Source organism: Paenibacillus sp. EKM10P (assembly GCF_011800655.1).
GTDB lineage: Bacteria > Bacillota > Bacilli > Paenibacillales > Paenibacillaceae > Paenibacillus > Paenibacillus polymyxa.
In genome coordinates, this window is sequence record NZ_JAALET010000002.1 from 865,947 (window position 1) to 882,648 (window position 16,702).

At 43.0% G+C, this 16,702-nt stretch carries 13 protein-coding genes and 1 pseudogene; 3 read left to right on the forward strand and 11 right to left on the reverse strand.

What is annotated here, in order from left to right:
- Positions 1-18: 18 nt before the first annotated feature.
- The 4 genes and pseudogenes from HFE01_RS09425 to HFE01_RS09440 all read right to left on the reverse strand — a co-directional run bounded on the left by HFE01_RS09425 (position 19) and on the right by HFE01_RS09440 (position 6,323).
- Positions 19-909 carry an ABC transporter permease gene (locus tag HFE01_RS09425; protein ID WP_040103380.1) on the reverse strand — a complete coding sequence of 297 codons (891 nt, stop codon included), beginning with the start codon at positions 907-909 and terminating at the stop codon, positions 19-21.
- 189 nt (positions 910-1,098) lie between these two features.
- Entirely contained in the window at positions 1,099-2,781 is a 1,683-nt protein-coding gene (locus HFE01_RS09430; protein ID WP_107733338.1) for a type 2 periplasmic-binding domain-containing protein, read from the reverse strand.
- A 120-nt stretch (positions 2,782-2,901) separates the two neighbouring features.
- Positions 2,902-4,527, reverse strand: a complete 1,626-nt coding sequence (locus HFE01_RS09435; protein WP_167437952.1) for a response regulator transcription factor — start codon at positions 4,525-4,527, stop codon at positions 2,902-2,904.
- Positions 4,502-6,323: pseudogene (locus tag HFE01_RS09440) on the reverse strand (sensor histidine kinase). Before HFE01_RS09440 ends, HFE01_RS09435 begins: the two are co-directional and overlap by 26 nt.
- Before the next feature lie 114 nt (positions 6,324-6,437).
- Here HFE01_RS09440 and HFE01_RS09445 point away from each other — a divergent pair.
- A complete protein-coding gene (locus HFE01_RS09445) occupies positions 6,438-6,614 on the forward strand; it encodes a hypothetical protein (RefSeq protein ID WP_016822419.1) in 177 nt (58 codons plus the stop codon).
- On the opposite strand, the gene HFE01_RS09450 is transcribed toward HFE01_RS09445, so the two are convergent.
- The gene (locus HFE01_RS09450; protein WP_102999176.1) at positions 6,607-7,044 is read right to left on the reverse strand and encodes a NucA/NucB deoxyribonuclease domain-containing protein; all 438 of its coding nucleotides are present in this window, start codon (positions 7,042-7,044) and stop codon (positions 6,607-6,609) included. The two genes, HFE01_RS09445 and HFE01_RS09450, sit on opposite strands and share 8 nt — an antisense overlap.
- A gap of 141 nt (positions 7,045-7,185) precedes the next feature.
- Between HFE01_RS09450 and HFE01_RS09455 the strand changes: the two genes are divergently transcribed.
- Both HFE01_RS09455 and HFE01_RS09460 read left to right on the forward strand, forming a co-directional pair.
- Positions 7,186-7,380, forward strand: a complete 195-nt coding sequence (locus HFE01_RS09455) for a hypothetical protein (RefSeq protein WP_016822421.1) — start codon at positions 7,186-7,188, stop codon at positions 7,378-7,380.
- A gap of 385 nt (positions 7,381-7,765) precedes the next feature.
- Positions 7,766-8,068: a hypothetical protein gene (locus HFE01_RS09460; RefSeq protein WP_013371923.1), complete on the forward strand. Its 303-nt coding sequence runs from the start codon at positions 7,766-7,768 to the stop codon at positions 8,066-8,068.
- 77 nt (positions 8,069-8,145) lie between these two features.
- Here the strand turns inward: HFE01_RS09460 and HFE01_RS09465 are convergent, their stop codons facing one another.
- From HFE01_RS09465 to fabD, 6 genes are all read right to left on the reverse strand, one after another.
- Entirely contained in the window at positions 8,146-10,032 is a 1,887-nt protein-coding gene (locus HFE01_RS09465) for an Ig-like domain-containing protein (protein ID WP_102999177.1), read from the reverse strand.
- Between the two features lie 120 nt (positions 10,033-10,152).
- Positions 10,153-10,575, reverse strand: coding sequence for a YolD-like family protein (locus HFE01_RS09470; protein ID WP_102999178.1), 423 nt, complete (start codon positions 10,573-10,575; stop codon positions 10,153-10,155).
- 16 nt (positions 10,576-10,591) lie between these two features.
- Positions 10,592-11,260 (reverse strand): uracil-DNA glycosylase, encoded by a 669-nt coding sequence (locus HFE01_RS09475; protein ID WP_102999179.1) that lies wholly within the window; start codon positions 11,258-11,260, stop codon positions 10,592-10,594.
- Positions 11,261-11,519: 259 nt separating this feature from the next.
- Positions 11,520-12,182 (reverse strand): S-layer homology domain-containing protein, encoded by a 663-nt coding sequence (locus tag HFE01_RS09480; protein WP_102999180.1) that lies wholly within the window; start codon positions 12,180-12,182, stop codon positions 11,520-11,522.
- A 225-nt stretch (positions 12,183-12,407) separates the two neighbouring features.
- Positions 12,408-14,177 carry an aspartate--tRNA ligase gene (gene aspS, locus HFE01_RS09485; protein ID WP_107733336.1) on the reverse strand — a complete coding sequence of 590 codons (1,770 nt, stop codon included), beginning with the start codon at positions 14,175-14,177 and terminating at the stop codon, positions 12,408-12,410.
- Between the two features lie 165 nt (positions 14,178-14,342).
- Entirely contained in the window at positions 14,343-16,697 is a 2,355-nt protein-coding gene (gene fabD / locus HFE01_RS09490) for an ACP S-malonyltransferase (RefSeq protein WP_167438154.1), read from the reverse strand.
- Positions 16,698-16,702: the final 5 nt, after the last annotated feature.

The window sequence follows — 16,702 nt, forward strand, 5'->3', positions numbered from 1 at the left end:
TCTTTCAGCCTCGTGGAATCAGAATATGCGGTAACCTGCCCATTTGTAAGCAAGCCGATAAGATATCAGAATGAGAATCATACTGATAACGGATTTGAACAACCCAATGGCGGTAGCAAAGCCCATCTCCCCATTGATCAATGCTGTCCGGTAGACGAATGTGTCAATAATATCGCCTTTTTGGTATACCAGCGGATTATAAAGGTTGAAAATCTGGTCAAAACCAGCATTCAGAACATTACCAAGGGCAAGCGTCCCAACAACGACCACCATCGGAATCAATGATGGTACAGTAATGTGCAGCGTCTGTCTCCACCGGCTCGCTCCATCCATTTCAGAAGCCTCATACAACGAAGGATTGATACCCGCCAGTGCAGCGAGGAATACGATGGTATTGTAGCCAAACTCTTTCCATATGTCCGATACAATGACGGTAAAACGAAACCAGTTGTTATCTCCCAGAAAGAAGATAGGCTGGATTCCTATACTTCCAAGAATCTGGTTCATAAATCCGTCAGTAGCCAACAGATCAATCAGAATCCCACCCAAGATTACCCAGGACAGAAAATGTGGCAGATACACCAATGTCTGAATGGAGCGCTGAAGTCCGACCTTGCGAATTTCATTCAGCAGGATAGCAAAAACAAACGGAACCAGCAGATTGAAAAACATCTTTAACACAGCAATAATCAGCGTATTCCATACGACCTGAAGACTGTCCTCCCGTTGGAACAAAAAGCGGAAATTATCCAGTCCAACCCATTCAGAACCAGTTATGCCTAGCCAAGGTTTGTAATTTTGAAAGGCCATCACGATGCCGCCCATTGGAATGTAGCTGAATACAATTAAGAAAATGATGGCTGGCAGCAGCATGATATGAAATGGCCACGTACGTTGCAGACTTCTCATTGCAGTTCCTCCTGTAACTCTCATGGTATACCTCAATTATAAAAGCGTTTTCGCAGTCCCAACAGTTCAAAAAACCAACATACATGGCACAAAAGCAATCATTTTTATTTAATCCATATGAAGCTGAAGTAAAAAGGCTGTCCACCTTGGGACAGCCTTTTTCAATCTGTTTTACACCATCGACAACTTTTACTTTTCGACGCTCTTATACCATTCGTTTACTTCCTTTGTAATTTGTTCGCCACCAGCGGCTTTCCACGTCTGTACAAAGGTATCAAAAGCGGAAATCGGCTGTTTGCCATAAATAATTTCATTGAACGTCTGGCTTTCAATCTTATCCAGATAATCCTTTTTAGCCTTCATCGTTGGCGTAGTTGGTCCCGTGAACTGATCCTTCATGGAGATATCTTTCTGTTCCATAAGCACTTTGGCCGCTGCAGGAGTGTCTTTCCCGTAATTCACCATCACATCTTTCTCCAGTCTGGTTTTCGGTTCTGCACCGTCAGCCAAGCTTAACAAAGCCTTCATTTGGGCATCAGGGATACGTGCACCATCACGAACCAACAAATAACGAATAGTGTTTACATAACCACCCGGTATTTTATCAATAGACACCAGCTTTCCATTGGCATCTAAATCATAATCGTAGCCCTTAAACAGCCCATTCGACAAATCACCGTCCGGTTTGGCATTTGCATAATGATCAAACAAGTAATTTTGATATGTGAAGAAGGCTTCAGGATGCTGCATTTGTTTGTTGATGAGTACGACACCATTGGTGTACTGCGTTCCATGGCGCATAGCTTTGTTGTCAGGTCCAGCTGGAATCTTGATCGGCTTCCATACAGCACTCGGCGCATTTTTAACCGTATCTTGAAGCGGCCAGCCGCTCATCCAATATGGCCCAGGAATCATCCCGGCTGTCCCTGCAACTGTAGGTTCTGTCGTTTTATTTTCATCCCATAATGCTGCTTCCTGAGGGATATATCCTTTTTTGAGCCACTCGCTCAGTTTTTGCAGACCCGGCTTCATGCCAGGCTGGACAGAGCCATATTCCAAGCTGCCGTTTGCACTTTTGTTCCACTGCTGGGGTAGTGTGCCATAAGCCCCGAAAATCCAGGATGGGTCACCCATCCAAGTGTTCATAGATGTTTTGAAACCGATGCTGAGCGGGGTCACTTTGTCCGGAGCTAATCCGTCCGGATTTTTATTTTTAAAGGCATCCATCACTTTTTCCAGATCATCCATCGTCTCAGGAGCCTTCATCCCCAGCTTATCCAACCAATCTTGTCGTACCCACAATACATAATCATGGTTATAGGCGAAATCAAGCACAGGGATACCCATTTTTTTACCATCCCGGCTATACTGATTCCATACATTCGTATCCTGACTCATGGCCTGCTTCCAAGAATCCGAAGCATATTTATCAAACAACGGGCCAACTTCAGCGAACATACCGGAGTCGATCATATCCTGGGCCAGCTGCTCATTCTCCGTTCCCAGTACAACGACATCAGGCATCTCCTGACCAGAGGACATCGCCAACCGCAGCTTGGTAGCAAACGCACCGTTGGTATCCGTGACAGACCAGAGTGATTTTATATTAATACCAAATTTCTCTTTGGCCCATTTCGTCGCAACGTTATTTTCGATAGATTCGCCATTTTTAAATTTTAAGGCGGGATCTACACCCCATACCGTGGATATTGTAACTTCTGGGTTGTATTTTTCTTTGTATACGTTTTCAGTTTTAGCTGTACTGTCCGCATTCCCATCATTTCCTGCACCTGAGCAGCCCACAAGGCCAACCCCTAATACCATAGTTGCGGCGAGCAACGACAATAGCTTTTTCTTCGAATGAACTCGCATCTTGTTCCCCCTCTAAAAATCATTTTCTACTCTTTTATTATAAGAGGGCTTTTCTTAGCAGCCTATGTCACAAAATAAATATTTCTGCACCTTTCCCAACTGATCTTTACTCATTCGTCTTTACTGGTCCCGAAATTCATGCGGAGTCATTCCATAATGTTTTTTGAACATCTTGCTGAAATATTGGGGATTCTGATAACCGAGTTCAGTTGTTATTTCATATATTTTTTTGTTGGAATATTTGAGCAAATAAAGAGCCCGTTCCATTCTCATTCGGATAATATAATCTCCCAGGCCTTCCCCAGTTTCGGCTTTATAGATTTTGGACAAATAGACGGGATGAAGATAGACCTGATCGGCAATCGTCTTAACAGACAGCTCCTGTCCTTTATCTTGAGCGATCAACTCCTGAACCTGCTTGACCACATAGCTTTTGGCGCTTTGCTCGCTTGCGGACCACTCGGCTTTAAGCTTGTTCATCATGGAAAATATCCACTCTTTGAGGTGGGGAAACGAATGAACCAATTTCTGCGCATGTAACGGATCGAAGCCTACCTGGTCCATTTGTGTAATGAAGCGTCCTTGTTTGTGAGCTGTATACATAAAGGCGCTCGTTACCGAAATAAACAGTTCATACAAATGCTCGCGTGTATAACCTGCCTCTTCCATTTTGCCAAATACACGGCTTAATTTTGCTTCGGCCTCTTCCCATTGCCTGGACTCTAGCAGATGAGTAAGCGTAGGGTGCGTATAAAGCCCTTCCAGCGACTTCACTGAGCTATGTGACTGTTCTGTCTGCTCTTCTATGAATAGCAGTGGATTCGTTTCCTCCTGTTGGTTCCAATATAAGGATCTGATTGCTGTCTGATATAGCTTAGGCAGCTCATCCGGGAAATGAAACCAATTCGTTAATGTGACGTAAATTTCACCTTTCAAGTAATTGCTCACATTTTTTCGAAAGGTCTCAATCGCTGCACGCAAAAAATGATTCTGTTCATCCACAGTCCTTTCAGCAAATAAATCCCAATTCCCTTCAATTAACACGATTAGGCAATCATGTGGCGCTTTGCAATGCCAAACATGAAAATCAGGAGCAAACACTTCTTCTGCAATATTTCCAATCGCATACTCAATTAAGGACACTGAGTGATAATCCATATCAGAAAAATGCTTGCCCAACTGAATAAGCAGCATACTGGCAGGATGTTCTGTACGTAGCTTGATTTCATATTCGGACATTTTGTCCGTTATTTTCTGTACAGTCAAATCACGCCCGAGTAACAAATCGTGCATCAAATGAGTGCGCAGCACACCGAAATCGTTCCTGCGACTGTATTGTAATTGATGAACCTTGTCGAATGCTTCCCATTCTTCCTTTAGCGAATCCATAGCAGCTGACACACATTTGATAAACTCATCATCATCTACCGGCTTTAATATGTAATCAAAAGCCTTAAGCTGGAGCGCTTTTTTAGCGTATTCAAAATCAGCATAGCCTGTCAGTAATAAACTTCGGATGTGCGGCCAACGTTCGTTTACTTCAACAATCAGCTCTAATCCCGTCATGCCAGGCATACGAATGTCCGTAACCAGAATATCAATATCATGCGCTTCCAGCACATCTACTGCTGCCAAGGCTGAAGCTGCTTGATGTACCCTCTCAATTCCCAATGACTCCCACGGTATGGTAGCCGCCAGGCTTTCAGTAACATAACTCTCATCATCGACTAGTAATATCTGAACCATCAGTATCCTCCAATTTAACTATTTCTTGAATTTGATGAAGAATGGATCAACCTGTCTTCCTGCCCTTCTTCAATTGACAGTGGCCATTTTAAAATCACTCTTAATCCTCCCAACGGAGACAACGAGAATTCCAGCCCGGCGTTTTCACCAAAATGTAATCGCATTCGTTGATGCACATTCCATAAACCATAGCCACTTTTCTCCTCTACAGGCTTCTCAAGTGCTAAAGTGAGGGATGTTATATCCTCTTCACTCAAACCGAGTCCGTTATCGTCTACAATCAAGTACATGGATGAGCCGATGCACTCAGTCATAATACGGATGATCCCCTCCTCCGCCTGAGGTTCTATTCCGTGCAGCACTGCATTTTCCACCAGGGGTTGCAATACAAGCGGTGGAACCAGCAGACTATGAGCCTGTGAAGAAATGTCAATAGTGAACGTTAACCGTGGCATACGCATCTGCTGAATTTTCAAATAATATTGCACAAACTCGACTTCATCCGATAAAGGAACCAAATCTCTTTCCTGTCTTGTCGTATAGCGATAATATTTGGACAAATTATGAGCCATAGCCACGACCGCCTCATGATTGCGCAGCTTTGCCATACTCGTAATAAAGGAAAAACAATTATAAAAAAAATGGGGATTGATTTGAGACTGGAGCTGCTTTAGACGAGCTTCCTTTACATGCAGCTTCTCAACGTAAACCTTCTCAAACAGCTCTTGAATCTGTTCGACCATCAGGTTGAATTGACGTGACAGAAATGCAAATTCATGACTACCCTTAGGACTCAAACGAACAGCATAGTCTCCATCCTTTAATCTCCGAAACGCCCGCACAAGCTGGAGAATCGGAACTTGTACCTGTGAGTGAAGAAGATAAGCACCAATGATCCCCACCAGTAGCGAGCCAACAACGGTTATATAAAATAGTCGGTTAGATGAATAAATCGGAGACATCATATCGGACAAGGGCATGTAGTCAATCAAATACCAACCTGTTGTTTGCGAAAGAACGGCGTGAACAAGGTAACTCTCTTCTCCAATTTTCACGGTCAAATTATCAACTTCATGTAATCCCAATTTCTCCAGTTTCGCAATCAGCTGGCTTGACAATTCTTCGTTTGCAGAGCGATTGTAAATCACGCCTACACCTTTTTTATAATAAAAAGGCTCCTTTCGTCCGTCGCCTTTAAAGCGGTCAAGCATGTCCTGAATGTTGCTGCTATCGAATTCCACTTTAATAATCGTGTTAGCGGTTTCTGGATTGGCTAGTGAGGAAAACGGGGATAAGGTATACAATGAAAATATAAATTGATCCTTACCGTACACTCTTTTTTTAGATACCTGCCAGCCGTTTGTAATCGATTGGCTTAATTTCTTCTGATCATAATAACTGGCTCCATTCTCCGATACAACTCGTCCAAGCGAAGGAGAATATATACTCAGCCCTGTTCTCCAGTTCGAAGAGCTTTCCTGAAGCCCAAGCTTGGTTTGAATCCGCTTGACAAGGTTAATTCCATCCAGGTTGAGAGTCTTATCCTTTAAAAAAATTGCTTGGAAACTGGCTACATCAGGATCATGAATCAGCAGATGCGGCCAGGAGGAAATCATTTCAATATTCGTATTCACCTGGTTTTGAAAAAAAGTCAGCTGGTTATAATTGGATTGATTCAGTTCTTCACGTAATACGCCTGTCGTTGTCTGATTAGAGTAGACATACAGAAGCAGCACAGGTATCAGCAATACGATAACGATGGAAACGATTTTAGTATAAAAATTAAATTTAAACATGAGTTTTACACATCCTCTGCACAAAAAACAGGCATACTTAAAAGGTATGCCAGAGCCCTGACCTTCGTTGCCGCCACTACATACTATACATTATTAAGGGTTGGCGGTGATAATATGTTTGACGCTAAGCAAATGGAATGGTTAGATCAACTATCTGCTGAAGACCTGGCCATATTAGGTGCCGGCTTCAATACACTAGGTGATTTTTTTGATTTTTTGGCGCTGATTAAAGCCAAACAGGAAACATCTAAGGAGCTAAAAGGTAAAAACACTAAATCAAAAACTATTTAATAACGAATTTTACACGAGTCCCATCCTCGTACTGATCTAGCTGGTGACTGACCCATGATCCTGCCCCACGATTATCCTTAGGAGCTATGTATTTGATATTTGCACCCTTGCCCCCTTCTGAGCACATAGCCATCGGCCATTCATCACGATCAAACCCTTTACGAGTAGGAACACCCGCAAGTGAATGCTTACGATTTTGCTCGGCTCCTTCCCGGTCAATTGTGCATACTGGTGATTTTCCCGCTTGAATGGCTTCCTTAATATGCTGCGCCGTTTCAGGATAACGACCTGACGGAAATTGCAGCGTTACCTGAGCTGATGAAGGCGGGTTCTCTCCTGTTATTTTCGTAAAAAGATTGTCTCCTTCAAACCAGTACGCTCCCACAGCTAGCAACACTAAGGCTATAAAACTTAGCAACTTTTTCTTCAATTTCCCTCTTCCTTTCAAGCTATTCCAGTAAATGACCTTCAGCTAAGGTAATCCCCAGATTTTATTTTTTGTAACCCCTTACCGACTATAAAAAAAGGTTAAATATCCGACGACAAATAGTATAGAGAGGAGGTTGTACGAATGAACGATGAGATCAAACTGGCCGTGAGCCAAATGCAAGCTGTTGTAATCCGGTTACTGAATGGAAATACCGTAATTGGCTGGCCTAAGCTCCTATCTGACCAAGAAACTCAGCAATTCAAGCTCTACGATGATGAACACGTATATACGATTTCCGTTAATGACGTGGATACAGTCGCAAGAGTTATTGTATAAGATACAGAGAACGACTTAATGAGTCATCCAGCGGACAAGCCCAAACAAGGCGCACCACAGGAGAAGACTAATCAGAATTCCCCAAAATAAACCTTTAAAAAGCTTCATACCATACTGACAACCTTTCCGACTGGGCTTTTTCCCCATTATAGCATGTCAGAAAGACAGCTGTCGCAGCTTGCTCTTACATTGTCTTCGTATCATATATTTTAAATTTTGAAATCACGATACCAAGAAAAAAGCACAAAATTCCGAGATTAGGACTGATCACCATTGAAAATGCAATCATGACATAATAAAAGTCACAATTTAACCGAAATTTAATGAAATTTTTCCGAAAATGATGTATAATTATTGACATAACAAAACGCACGAGGTGATCATCATGGCATTATTAAACAGAGTTAAGGAATTAAAATTACAACTGCCTAACGAGCATCATAGCATTTCACAATACGTGGAGCATGCATTGCATTCGATTGACAGTTTTGTAGAACAACATCGTCAATTTGTAGCTGCTCAAGCTTTATATGGTGAAAAAATCAACGGTACGGAAGAAAGATTATTTCGTGACACAATCGCTGAGATTAAAGCCCAACTAGTAGCTACTCTGGAGAAAACAGTTGAAGATTTCGCGCACAAAGGCGATAAGCACTGGAAAAATCATTATCAGGACGGCGTAGAATAAGCTGAAAATAAAACCCCCGGTCTTTGGACCGGGGGTTTATTTGTTTGGTATACGCCAGATTTGGCAATGTACGTAGACTATTTTAACACTTTGGCAGACGTCGTTACCTTCTTACCACCATAGACTACTTTAATACTGGAGCTTCCGCTATCCAAGGCCTTCACCTGACCAGCTGTAACCTGTACGATCGACGGTTTGGAGGATGTCCACACCGCTGAATTGGTCACATTCGCAGTCGCGCCTGAATCATAAACTGCACTCACGCTAAGCACTTGAGATGAGCCCTTAGGCAGCTTCAGGTTTTTATTGCTCAATACCAGCTTAAGCAACTTAGGTGTAACCTTAATCTCCACGTTAAACGACTTATCCTGGTACGTACCCGTAATGGTTGCTGTTCCAATTCCAACAGCTTTAATGGAAGACCCTTTTACGACCACTACAGAAGCATTCGATGTTGTCCATTTCACTTTACTGCTCAGGGTAACTTTTTTACCATCTGTATAATTGCCGACGACTTTGATGGACTTACTTCCCTTCAAATTCATCTCTGCATTCGAAAAACTTGGTGTCAATGTAGAAATGGCTCCCTCCACAATGACAGGCACTTTCACGTATTTATTCATATACATTGCCTTGATTCCCGAGTTTCCACCACTCACCGCTTTTACTTTGCCATTTCCCACTGTAACTGCGGCTGTTGTAGCTACCCAGCTTACCTGGTTGGTCACATCCAGTACTCCGCCACCAGCCATGTGTGCTTTTACAGTCGGAATACTCGTTTCTTGGCCTGCAACCAATACATATTTTTTCTCAGAAGCCGTCAGCTTAAGAACCTTATATTGTACGGTCACTGGAATATCCAGCTTTAGCGCACCTACTGTCGCTGTCAATGTTGCACTACCTGGGTTTACTGCTACCAGTTTACCATTTGCAATTTTGACTGCACTCTCACTGCTTAAGCTCCATTTTACATCGGATTGAACTGCTTTTTTGGCTCCATTGACCAAATAAGCAGATATACTCGGAAGAGATGTTTTGCTGCCAGTTTCAAGAGCCAGACTGGCTTTGCTTGAGACCAGTTTTTCGACAGTTGGAAGTACATTAATCTTCAGAGTCTTACTCAAACCATGATAGGAAGCTGTAATCGTCGAATTCCCTACATCCATCGGTGTGATTTTCCCTTGCTCTACAGTGGCAACCAGCGAATTAGAGGAAGTCCATTCTGCTGTGTTGGTCACATCTGTTTTGCCGCCAGTCAGGTTCACATCGGTTGCAGTAACCTGAATGGGGGAGCTACCCATATAGACCGATTTGGAGCCAGTCTCACTCAGTACCAGTGCCTGGGATGAAGAACGAACATACACGATCAATTGTGCATTCAGTCCATCTTTGGCGGCTTTTATATAAGTCACGCCTTTGGCAAGAGGACGTACAAGTCCATTTTCTACGGTAGCAACAGCTTCATTCGTGGATGTCCATTCCACGCCGGACACATTTTCCGTGCCACCTCCGCTAAGCACACCTTGAGCAGTCAGTTGCTTCGATTCTCCGCCAATAGTCAGATTCAGTGGACCCGTCGGATTGAATTGCAGCTTGCTGTAAGGTGATTTTACCGTAATCGTCGTACTTACCGTTTTCTGACCATATGTGGCAACAATCTTAATCTGCCCTTTGGACACTGGGGTAATGAGTCCCTTTTCTACCTTTAAAATACTTGAGTCCCCGGAGATCCATTCAGCTTCTTTGGTTACATCCGTTTTACCAGTCTCCGTCACAGACCACACTTTTAATTGAGCGGGGCTTCCACCCAGATTGATTGTGGTTGGATTTTGACTGTCCCACTGTACTGTGGAGGTCGTTTTCTCCTCAGCCCGGATCAAACCTGCTGGCCATGCTGCGAATACAAACATCAGCAAAGCAAGTAAGAAGGTACTCCGTTTGCTCATACGTTTCATACGCTCCATTCGTTTCTCTCCCTTGGTTTCATTCTATAAAACAGGATATTATTAACAATCCCATTATCTTTTATCGGTAAGCAGCTAACTAAATTGAACCCTTCATCAAAAAAAGGTGAATTATAACAGTTAAAGTTCGCCACGCAGTGACCTCACTACAAATAAATGCTCTGCCTTGGATAAGGTTTGTCCATCCTCAAGAGTCACATGGTCTGCCGAGTGACTAACCAGCTTTACATTATAAGCAATCAGTTGATCATCTCTCCAAATCGTCACCGCCGACTGAAAATGAATGGCATTATCAAACTGTAACGGAACATTCATTACATAACCGAAAGCGTTCAGCCTCGCTGGCTGGCGGCTTTTACGCTCACGTCCCGGAGGAAGCATGGTAATATGCGTAATATTTTCAAAAGGAATAGCCAGCATTTTCGGGCCCAAAATAACGCATTTTCGTACATCATCCCATTTTTCAAGTGTGCCGCGCACCTTCTGGGTATGACCGTTGTTGCCGTGATATAAAATGACCTGACGTCCCTTCCATTGACGCATGTCCTCACCTCCCGTGCTAGCGGTTAGGAATCTCCCACCGAATCGGTTCCATTCCATGCTCTTGCAAAAATGCATTGGTACGTGAAAAAGGCTTGCTGCCAAAAAAACCTCTATGAGCCGCCAATGGACTCGGATGAGCAGATTTCAGCACCAAATGTTTGCTGGTATTCACGAAGCTTGCTTTTTTCTGAGCATGGCTCCCCCACAAAATGAACACTGCCGGCTGTTCACGTTCATTAATCGCTTCAATGACAGCATCCGTGAAACGTTCCCAACCTATTCCCTGATGAGATTGCGGTTGTCCTTCGCGCACGGTCAACACGTTGTTCAGCAGCAGCACACCTTGCTCCGCCCAAGGAACGAGGTATCCCTGATTCGGAATGGGAGTGCCGACATCATCGCGCAGCTCCTTGTATATATTTTGTAGAGACGGCGGTGTACGCACACCGGGTCTAACCGAAAAGCTCAAGCCGTGAGCTTGTCCCTCTCCATGATATGGGTCCTGCCCTAATATAACCGCTTTGGTCAGATGATATGGCGTTAATTTGAGTGCTGAAAACAAATCTTCCTTTGGAGGATATACCTTATGTAACTTGTACTCTCGAGCTAACGTATACCTTAATTCATCAAAGTAAGGCTTTTTGACCTCTTCCCGTAGTACATCATCCCAGTCATTCCCAAACATACTGCTGTCTCCTCTCAATATGTAAATCTGTGAAAGCTGTTAACTTTTGTACAAACAAATAAAGCTGACCCCTCATCCGGAGCCAGCTTATTTATTCGTTACTTGTGTTTCTATGCCGAAGGACCAGAAAAGTATTCTTACGATAGTCAACTACCGCGGGGTCTAAATTCGATTTCCTTATTATAGCATTCACGGTATTGATGTCAAGTAACTGAATGCTTAAATTCCTCAGAAGTAAAGCTCTTTATTGCTGTATTGGTTACGACTTTGGATGAGCATTCAGGTATTCCAATGCATTGTATAACATAACAGCAGCTTCGGCACGTGTAATCGCACTTTTGGGATGGAAATTTCCTTTCCCATCCAGGGCATTGACCTTGTACACTAGCGAGCGTTGAATGCTGCCTTGGTAAGAAGGCTCCAGCTCGCTGTCATCCGCAATATTTGCAGGTGCGATTTTAATCATGGGAAGAGCACCTGCTTTTTCCATGCCCTGAATCAACATGTGAGTGAACTCTTCTTTGGTTAGTGCTTTGGCAGGATTGATTTCTTTTGGAATGTCTACACCGTTATAATACGCGTTAATAAAAGCTTCGGCGTACCAGGCGGTATCCCTAACCTGGGTAAACAGTCCACTCGCCTGCGGCGCCTGGTTCAAATCAATGGCGGCCAAACTAAGCTGAAGTCCGCCCGAGATCAACTGAATGCCTTGGGCAGCGGTTACTTTAGATGAGGGGAGAAACTGCGTGTCAGAGGCACCTTTAAGTAACCCCCGCTCTTTAAGGGATATGATTTTTTCTTTGCCATTTACATGGCCCAAATCCTTGAATTGACTGTCTGCCGCAGACAAATGACCTCCAATCGAGAAGGACAGCAGAGCTATAGTCGTAAGGGCTGCGATTGCACTATTTCTCATGCTCATGTTAAGTTCCACCTTGTAGTTGAATTAGGCCGCTTGGCCGTTAACAACTTCTTGACGTGGTTCACGATAGAAAGGTTGCAGCAGTTGCTACTAACCTAAATTGAACAATCTAAGCTACATAAAAAAACTCTCCTCTGCTTCTAGCAGGGAGAGTTTTTAGCTCACTCAATCGGATTTAATTGCGTGCTGGATTCAGCTTTGCTTGCAGTATCTTGTTGAATCCGTTCATTCTGTTTGTGGCTTGGCATTTGCCAATTTTATATGAACATCTCTCAATTGTTTGTCAGTAACCTCTGAAGGGGCTCCCATTAATACATCCTGTGCTTTACTGTTCATTGGAAAAGCAATAACCTCTCGAATATTCGATTCATTTGCAAGGATCATTACAATCCTATCAATTCCAGGTGCTATACCTGCGTGAGGGGGTGCCCCAAATTGAAAAGCATTAAAGAGTGCAGGAAATTTACTCTTGATCTCTTCATATGTATAACCTGCAATCTCAAAGGCTTTTACCATAATCTCTGTATCGTGGTTACGGACAGCCCCCGAGGACAATTCAATTCCATTACATACAATATCATATTGGTACGCCAGGATATCCAGAGGGTTCATATTTAGCAGCGCCTCCATACCGCCTTGCGGCATTGAAAACGGATTATGGCTAAACTCTATTTTTTGAGTATCAGGGTCCAATTCAAACATGGGGAAATCAACGATCCAGCAAAACCTAAACGTATCCTTTTCCAATAAATCCAGCCTTTTGCCTAATTGGTTTCGGACAGCGCCAGCTATTTTTTCGACATTTTTAAGCTCATCGGCAGCAAAAAACAGTGCATATCCCGGACCAGCTTGCGTTACATTGATCAGTTCGTTCTTTACCTTCTCCGGTATAAACTTTGCAATCGAGCCGCTGAGAGACATATCATCATTAAACTTAATCCATGAAAGACCTTTCGCTCCAGCCTCCATAGCAAAGTTCACGATATCGTCGTAAAAGCTTCTTGGCTGTGCTTCACAACCAGGAGTAGCAATAACTCGTATCGTTTTATTTTTAAACACTTTAAAATCACTCTCTGTAAAAAGCTCTGTAACATCATGGATAATTAATGGATTTCTTAAATCAGGTTTATCGCTCCCATATTTGAGCATGGCTTCTTGATAGGGAATTCTACTAAAAGGCTTTGAAATTTTAAAATGTGTAAATTCAGAAAAAACTTCATACAGCATATTTTCAACTACATTAAAAACATCTTCCTGTGTAGCAAAAGCCATTTCCAAATCCAGCTGATAAAACTCACCGGGTGATCTGTCTGCTCTTGCATCCTCATCTCTAAAGCACGGAGCAATTTGAAAATATTTATCAAAGCCGGAGACCATTAATAGTTGTTTGAATTGTTGAGGTGCCTGAGGCAAGGCATAAAATTGACCTGGATGCACTCTACTAGGAACTAAATAGTCTCTGGCGCCCTCTGGAGATGAACTTGTCAGAATCGGTGTCTGAATCTCTAAAAAATCCAAATCAATCATCTTTTTTCGGATACTTTGAATGACTTTAGAGCGAAGTACAATATTATCATGTAGATTTTCATTGCGCAGATCCAGGAAACGATACTTTAATCTTAAATCTTCCCGGGCTTCATGTGCTGAAGATACTTCAAAAGGCAATGGGTTCATGACCTTCCCTAACACTTCTATCTCCTTGGCAACGACTTCAATATATCCGGTTTTCATTTGGGGACTGATCGTGCTTGCGGACCTGTGACATACAGTTCCTACGACAGAAATGGTTGATTCCCTGCTGATCTTGGATACGAAATCCTTTAATTCATTAGGATCAGAGACAACGATTTGCGTAACCCCATAATGATCCCTAAGGTCAATAAAAACAATCCCACCGAGGTTACGAATATTTTTAACCCAGCCTGCAATTCTCACGATTTCCCCGACATGCGTCTGATTCAGCTCTCCACAGTTATGAGTTCTATATCTATGCACGAAAACACCCTCTTTCTTTTACCCTAATATCTAAATGGTTTCAATGATGTAACCCATGGTCTGTTGCAGGTATTGTCATTCAATTTTGTATGAATCCCGCCATGGGCTTATTCGGTTAGAACATGCTAACTTTATTATTAGCTTCCCGCCATTACTTGATTTCAACTAGACTGTAAGGAGACTAGCAGTTAATGCTGTAAATCTTTCATTCAGGTGCTCTGCAGTCTCAACCATTATTTTTTGTCCTATATCGTCAACATGTCTATTCTTCCAATTCTCAAGATCTGTCCCCTTAACCCATTGATTAAAAGCGCCGAGGGCTGGCCCGCAGTGTACTTGATAATCGACCCTATTGTTTTTGTCGCCATTAATGGCAAGTCGAGTAGAATAAGTAAAGTACCATCTAAATATCAAGGCCATCTTCCGTTTCGGGATTCTTTCAGCTTTTTCAATGATTTCAGGCGGGTAATAAGCTTTAATATCTTCGTAGACTTGTTCAATACTCTTCTTAAAATATTTTTCTTCAATATATTGTTTTGTTTCTCTATCAATTTCATCTATGGAATTATAATTACGGTAAAGATCATATAATTTATTCGCCCTGGCTGGGAAAAACACTCCTTTTTTCATAACCTGAACTTTTGCGCCCATTTCAAACATATCCCCTGCTGGAGCGTAGTCCGTATCCTGAATGTTTAACTGCTGAAGCAAATCTTTTACTTCATCACTCGTCCCTGCTTCAACTGTGCACTGATTGATTGAACCCGTCATGATAAAATCAGCACCCAGTATAAACGCCGCCGCTGCAGCTTGTGGGGTCCCTATTCCCCCGGCCGCCCCTACCCTTATACTTTTATTGTATTTATACTTTCGAATCGCTTCATCCCTCATCTGAAGCATCAGCGGGACCAATACATAAGCAACTGCATGGTCAGTATGCCCACCTGAGTCAGCCTCGACGCACAAATCATCTACCATGGGAATTTCCATCCCCATCATCGCTTCTTCCCGGCTGATCCTATTTTCCGCCAGCAGCTTATTGATAATATTCTGAGGCGCAGGACTCAGGAAGGCTTCAACAACCTCTGGCCTGGATACTTTCGCAATAATTCTGTTCTGTGGCGTAACATTTCCCTGTGCATTCCGTCTCAGCCCCTTCAGCCTGTACCTAACCAAAGAAGGTGTGATACTCATAAACGCAGAGGCTTCAATATTTCTAACACCGTATTTTATGTACAAATCAACGATGTTATTTTCTATGTCTGGGTGGTCCGGCACATGAATCAGATTCATTCCATAGGCTTCGCCATGGTTTAATTGCTTCTGAATATACTTTATGGTTTCCTCCAGAGCATCCATCTTCACTCCCCCAGCTCCAAAAAATGCCATCATTCCTGCCTTTCCTGCTGTTACGACCATCTCTTTTGAGGAGATTCCCTTGTACATAGAGCCTATAAGATACGCATACTTAATTCCGTAATCTTGTTTAAATTCGCTATGCCCAAGAGACTCTGCCGTAAATCGTTTGCTGGATTCCAGTACGTCATGACCGGATTTTGTTCTGGGAGCCTGTCGCTTTTCGAATATCGATTCATCATTTCTCAACGTCTCCTTCGACATCCTCTTCTGTATCTGTTCGTTTCGGTCTTCAACCTCTGTCACGATCAATGGCTCGGCTTCTCGTTGTATGGCATTAACCAATCCTGCCACAACATTTCCAGGCCCGATTTGGATAAACTGGGTTACACTTTTACCCATCAGATACCGTATACTCTCCGACCACTTGACCGGGCTTACAATCTGGTTGATCAGCGTGCTTCTTAAGTCCTGCTGCTTGTAGGGTCTGGCATGGACATTGGAAATAACGGGTATTTTGATGTTCGAGAATTCAAATGGCGCCGCATAGGCCTCAAATTTCTGTTTGGCATTTTCCATATACCTGGAGTGAAATGCTCCACTTACATTCAAAACCACATAATTTCTGGCTCCTGCATCTTCAAAAATCGGTTTCGCCTGCTCAATCAGTTCCTTTGGCCCTGAAATGACAATCTGGCTGGGCGAATTATAGTTGGCAACATCGAGCTCTATTAATTTATTTTTCTCCATTACTTCCCGAAACACTTCTTCTTTCAAGCCTAAAACTGCCGCCATTCCGCCACCAGTAGCCCGAGCCATCAGCTCTCCTCTTTTTTGGACCAGCTTCAAGCCGGTTTCAAAATCAAACGCTTCCGCGGCAAATAAAGCATTATATTCACCCAAGCTATGTCCTGCAACATAATCGGGTTTTCTTCCGGTCTCTCTTATTTTTTTCAGATAGCTTAAAGCGTTTACGACGAATAGGGCTGGCTGGGTAAAATCCGTTTGCCCAAGCTGGTTGGCAGGGTCTTCAAGGCACAGCTTCTGAATAGAATAACCAAGAACTGCATCCGCTTTGGCAACCAATTCTGGAAATTCATCAAACAGTCCTTCGCCCATACCTTTTACTTGAGCTCCTTGTCCAGGGAACAGATATGCGATCATTGATT

What these genes read in the sequence shown, in the direction of transcription:
- HFE01_RS09425 (WP_040103380.1), bottom strand. Translation starts at nt 909, where the DNA reads ATGAGAAGTCTGCAACGTACGTGGCCATTTCATATCATGCTGCTGCCA.
- HFE01_RS09430 (WP_107733338.1), bottom strand. Translation starts at nt 2,781, where the DNA reads ATGCGAGTTCATTCGAAGAAAAAGCTATTGTCGTTGCTCGCCGCAACT.
- HFE01_RS09435 (WP_167437952.1), bottom strand. Translation starts at nt 4,527, where the DNA reads ATGGTTCAGATATTACTAGTCGATGATGAGAGTTATGTTACTGAAAGC.
- HFE01_RS09445 (WP_016822419.1), top strand. Translation starts at nt 6,438, where the DNA reads ATGTTTGACGCTAAGCAAATGGAATGGTTAGATCAACTATCTGCTGAA.
- HFE01_RS09455 (WP_016822421.1), top strand. Translation starts at nt 7,186, where the DNA reads ATGAACGATGAGATCAAACTGGCCGTGAGCCAAATGCAAGCTGTTGTA.
- HFE01_RS09460 (WP_013371923.1), top strand. Translation starts at nt 7,766, where the DNA reads ATGGCATTATTAAACAGAGTTAAGGAATTAAAATTACAACTGCCTAAC.
- HFE01_RS09465 (WP_102999177.1), bottom strand. Translation starts at nt 10,032, where the DNA reads ATGGAGCGTATGAAACGTATGAGCAAACGGAGTACCTTCTTACTTGCT.
- HFE01_RS09470 (WP_102999178.1), bottom strand. Translation starts at nt 10,575, where the DNA reads ATGCGTCAATGGAAGGGACGTCAGGTCATTTTATATCACGGCAACAAC.
- HFE01_RS09475 (WP_102999179.1), bottom strand. Translation starts at nt 11,260, where the DNA reads ATGTTTGGGAATGACTGGGATGATGTACTACGGGAAGAGGTCAAAAAG.
- HFE01_RS09480 (WP_102999180.1), bottom strand. Translation starts at nt 12,182, where the DNA reads ATGAGCATGAGAAATAGTGCAATCGCAGCCCTTACGACTATAGCTCTG.
- fabD (WP_167438154.1), bottom strand. Translation starts at nt 16,697, where the DNA reads ATGATCGCATATCTGTTCCCTGGACAAGGAGCTCAAGTAAAAGGTATG.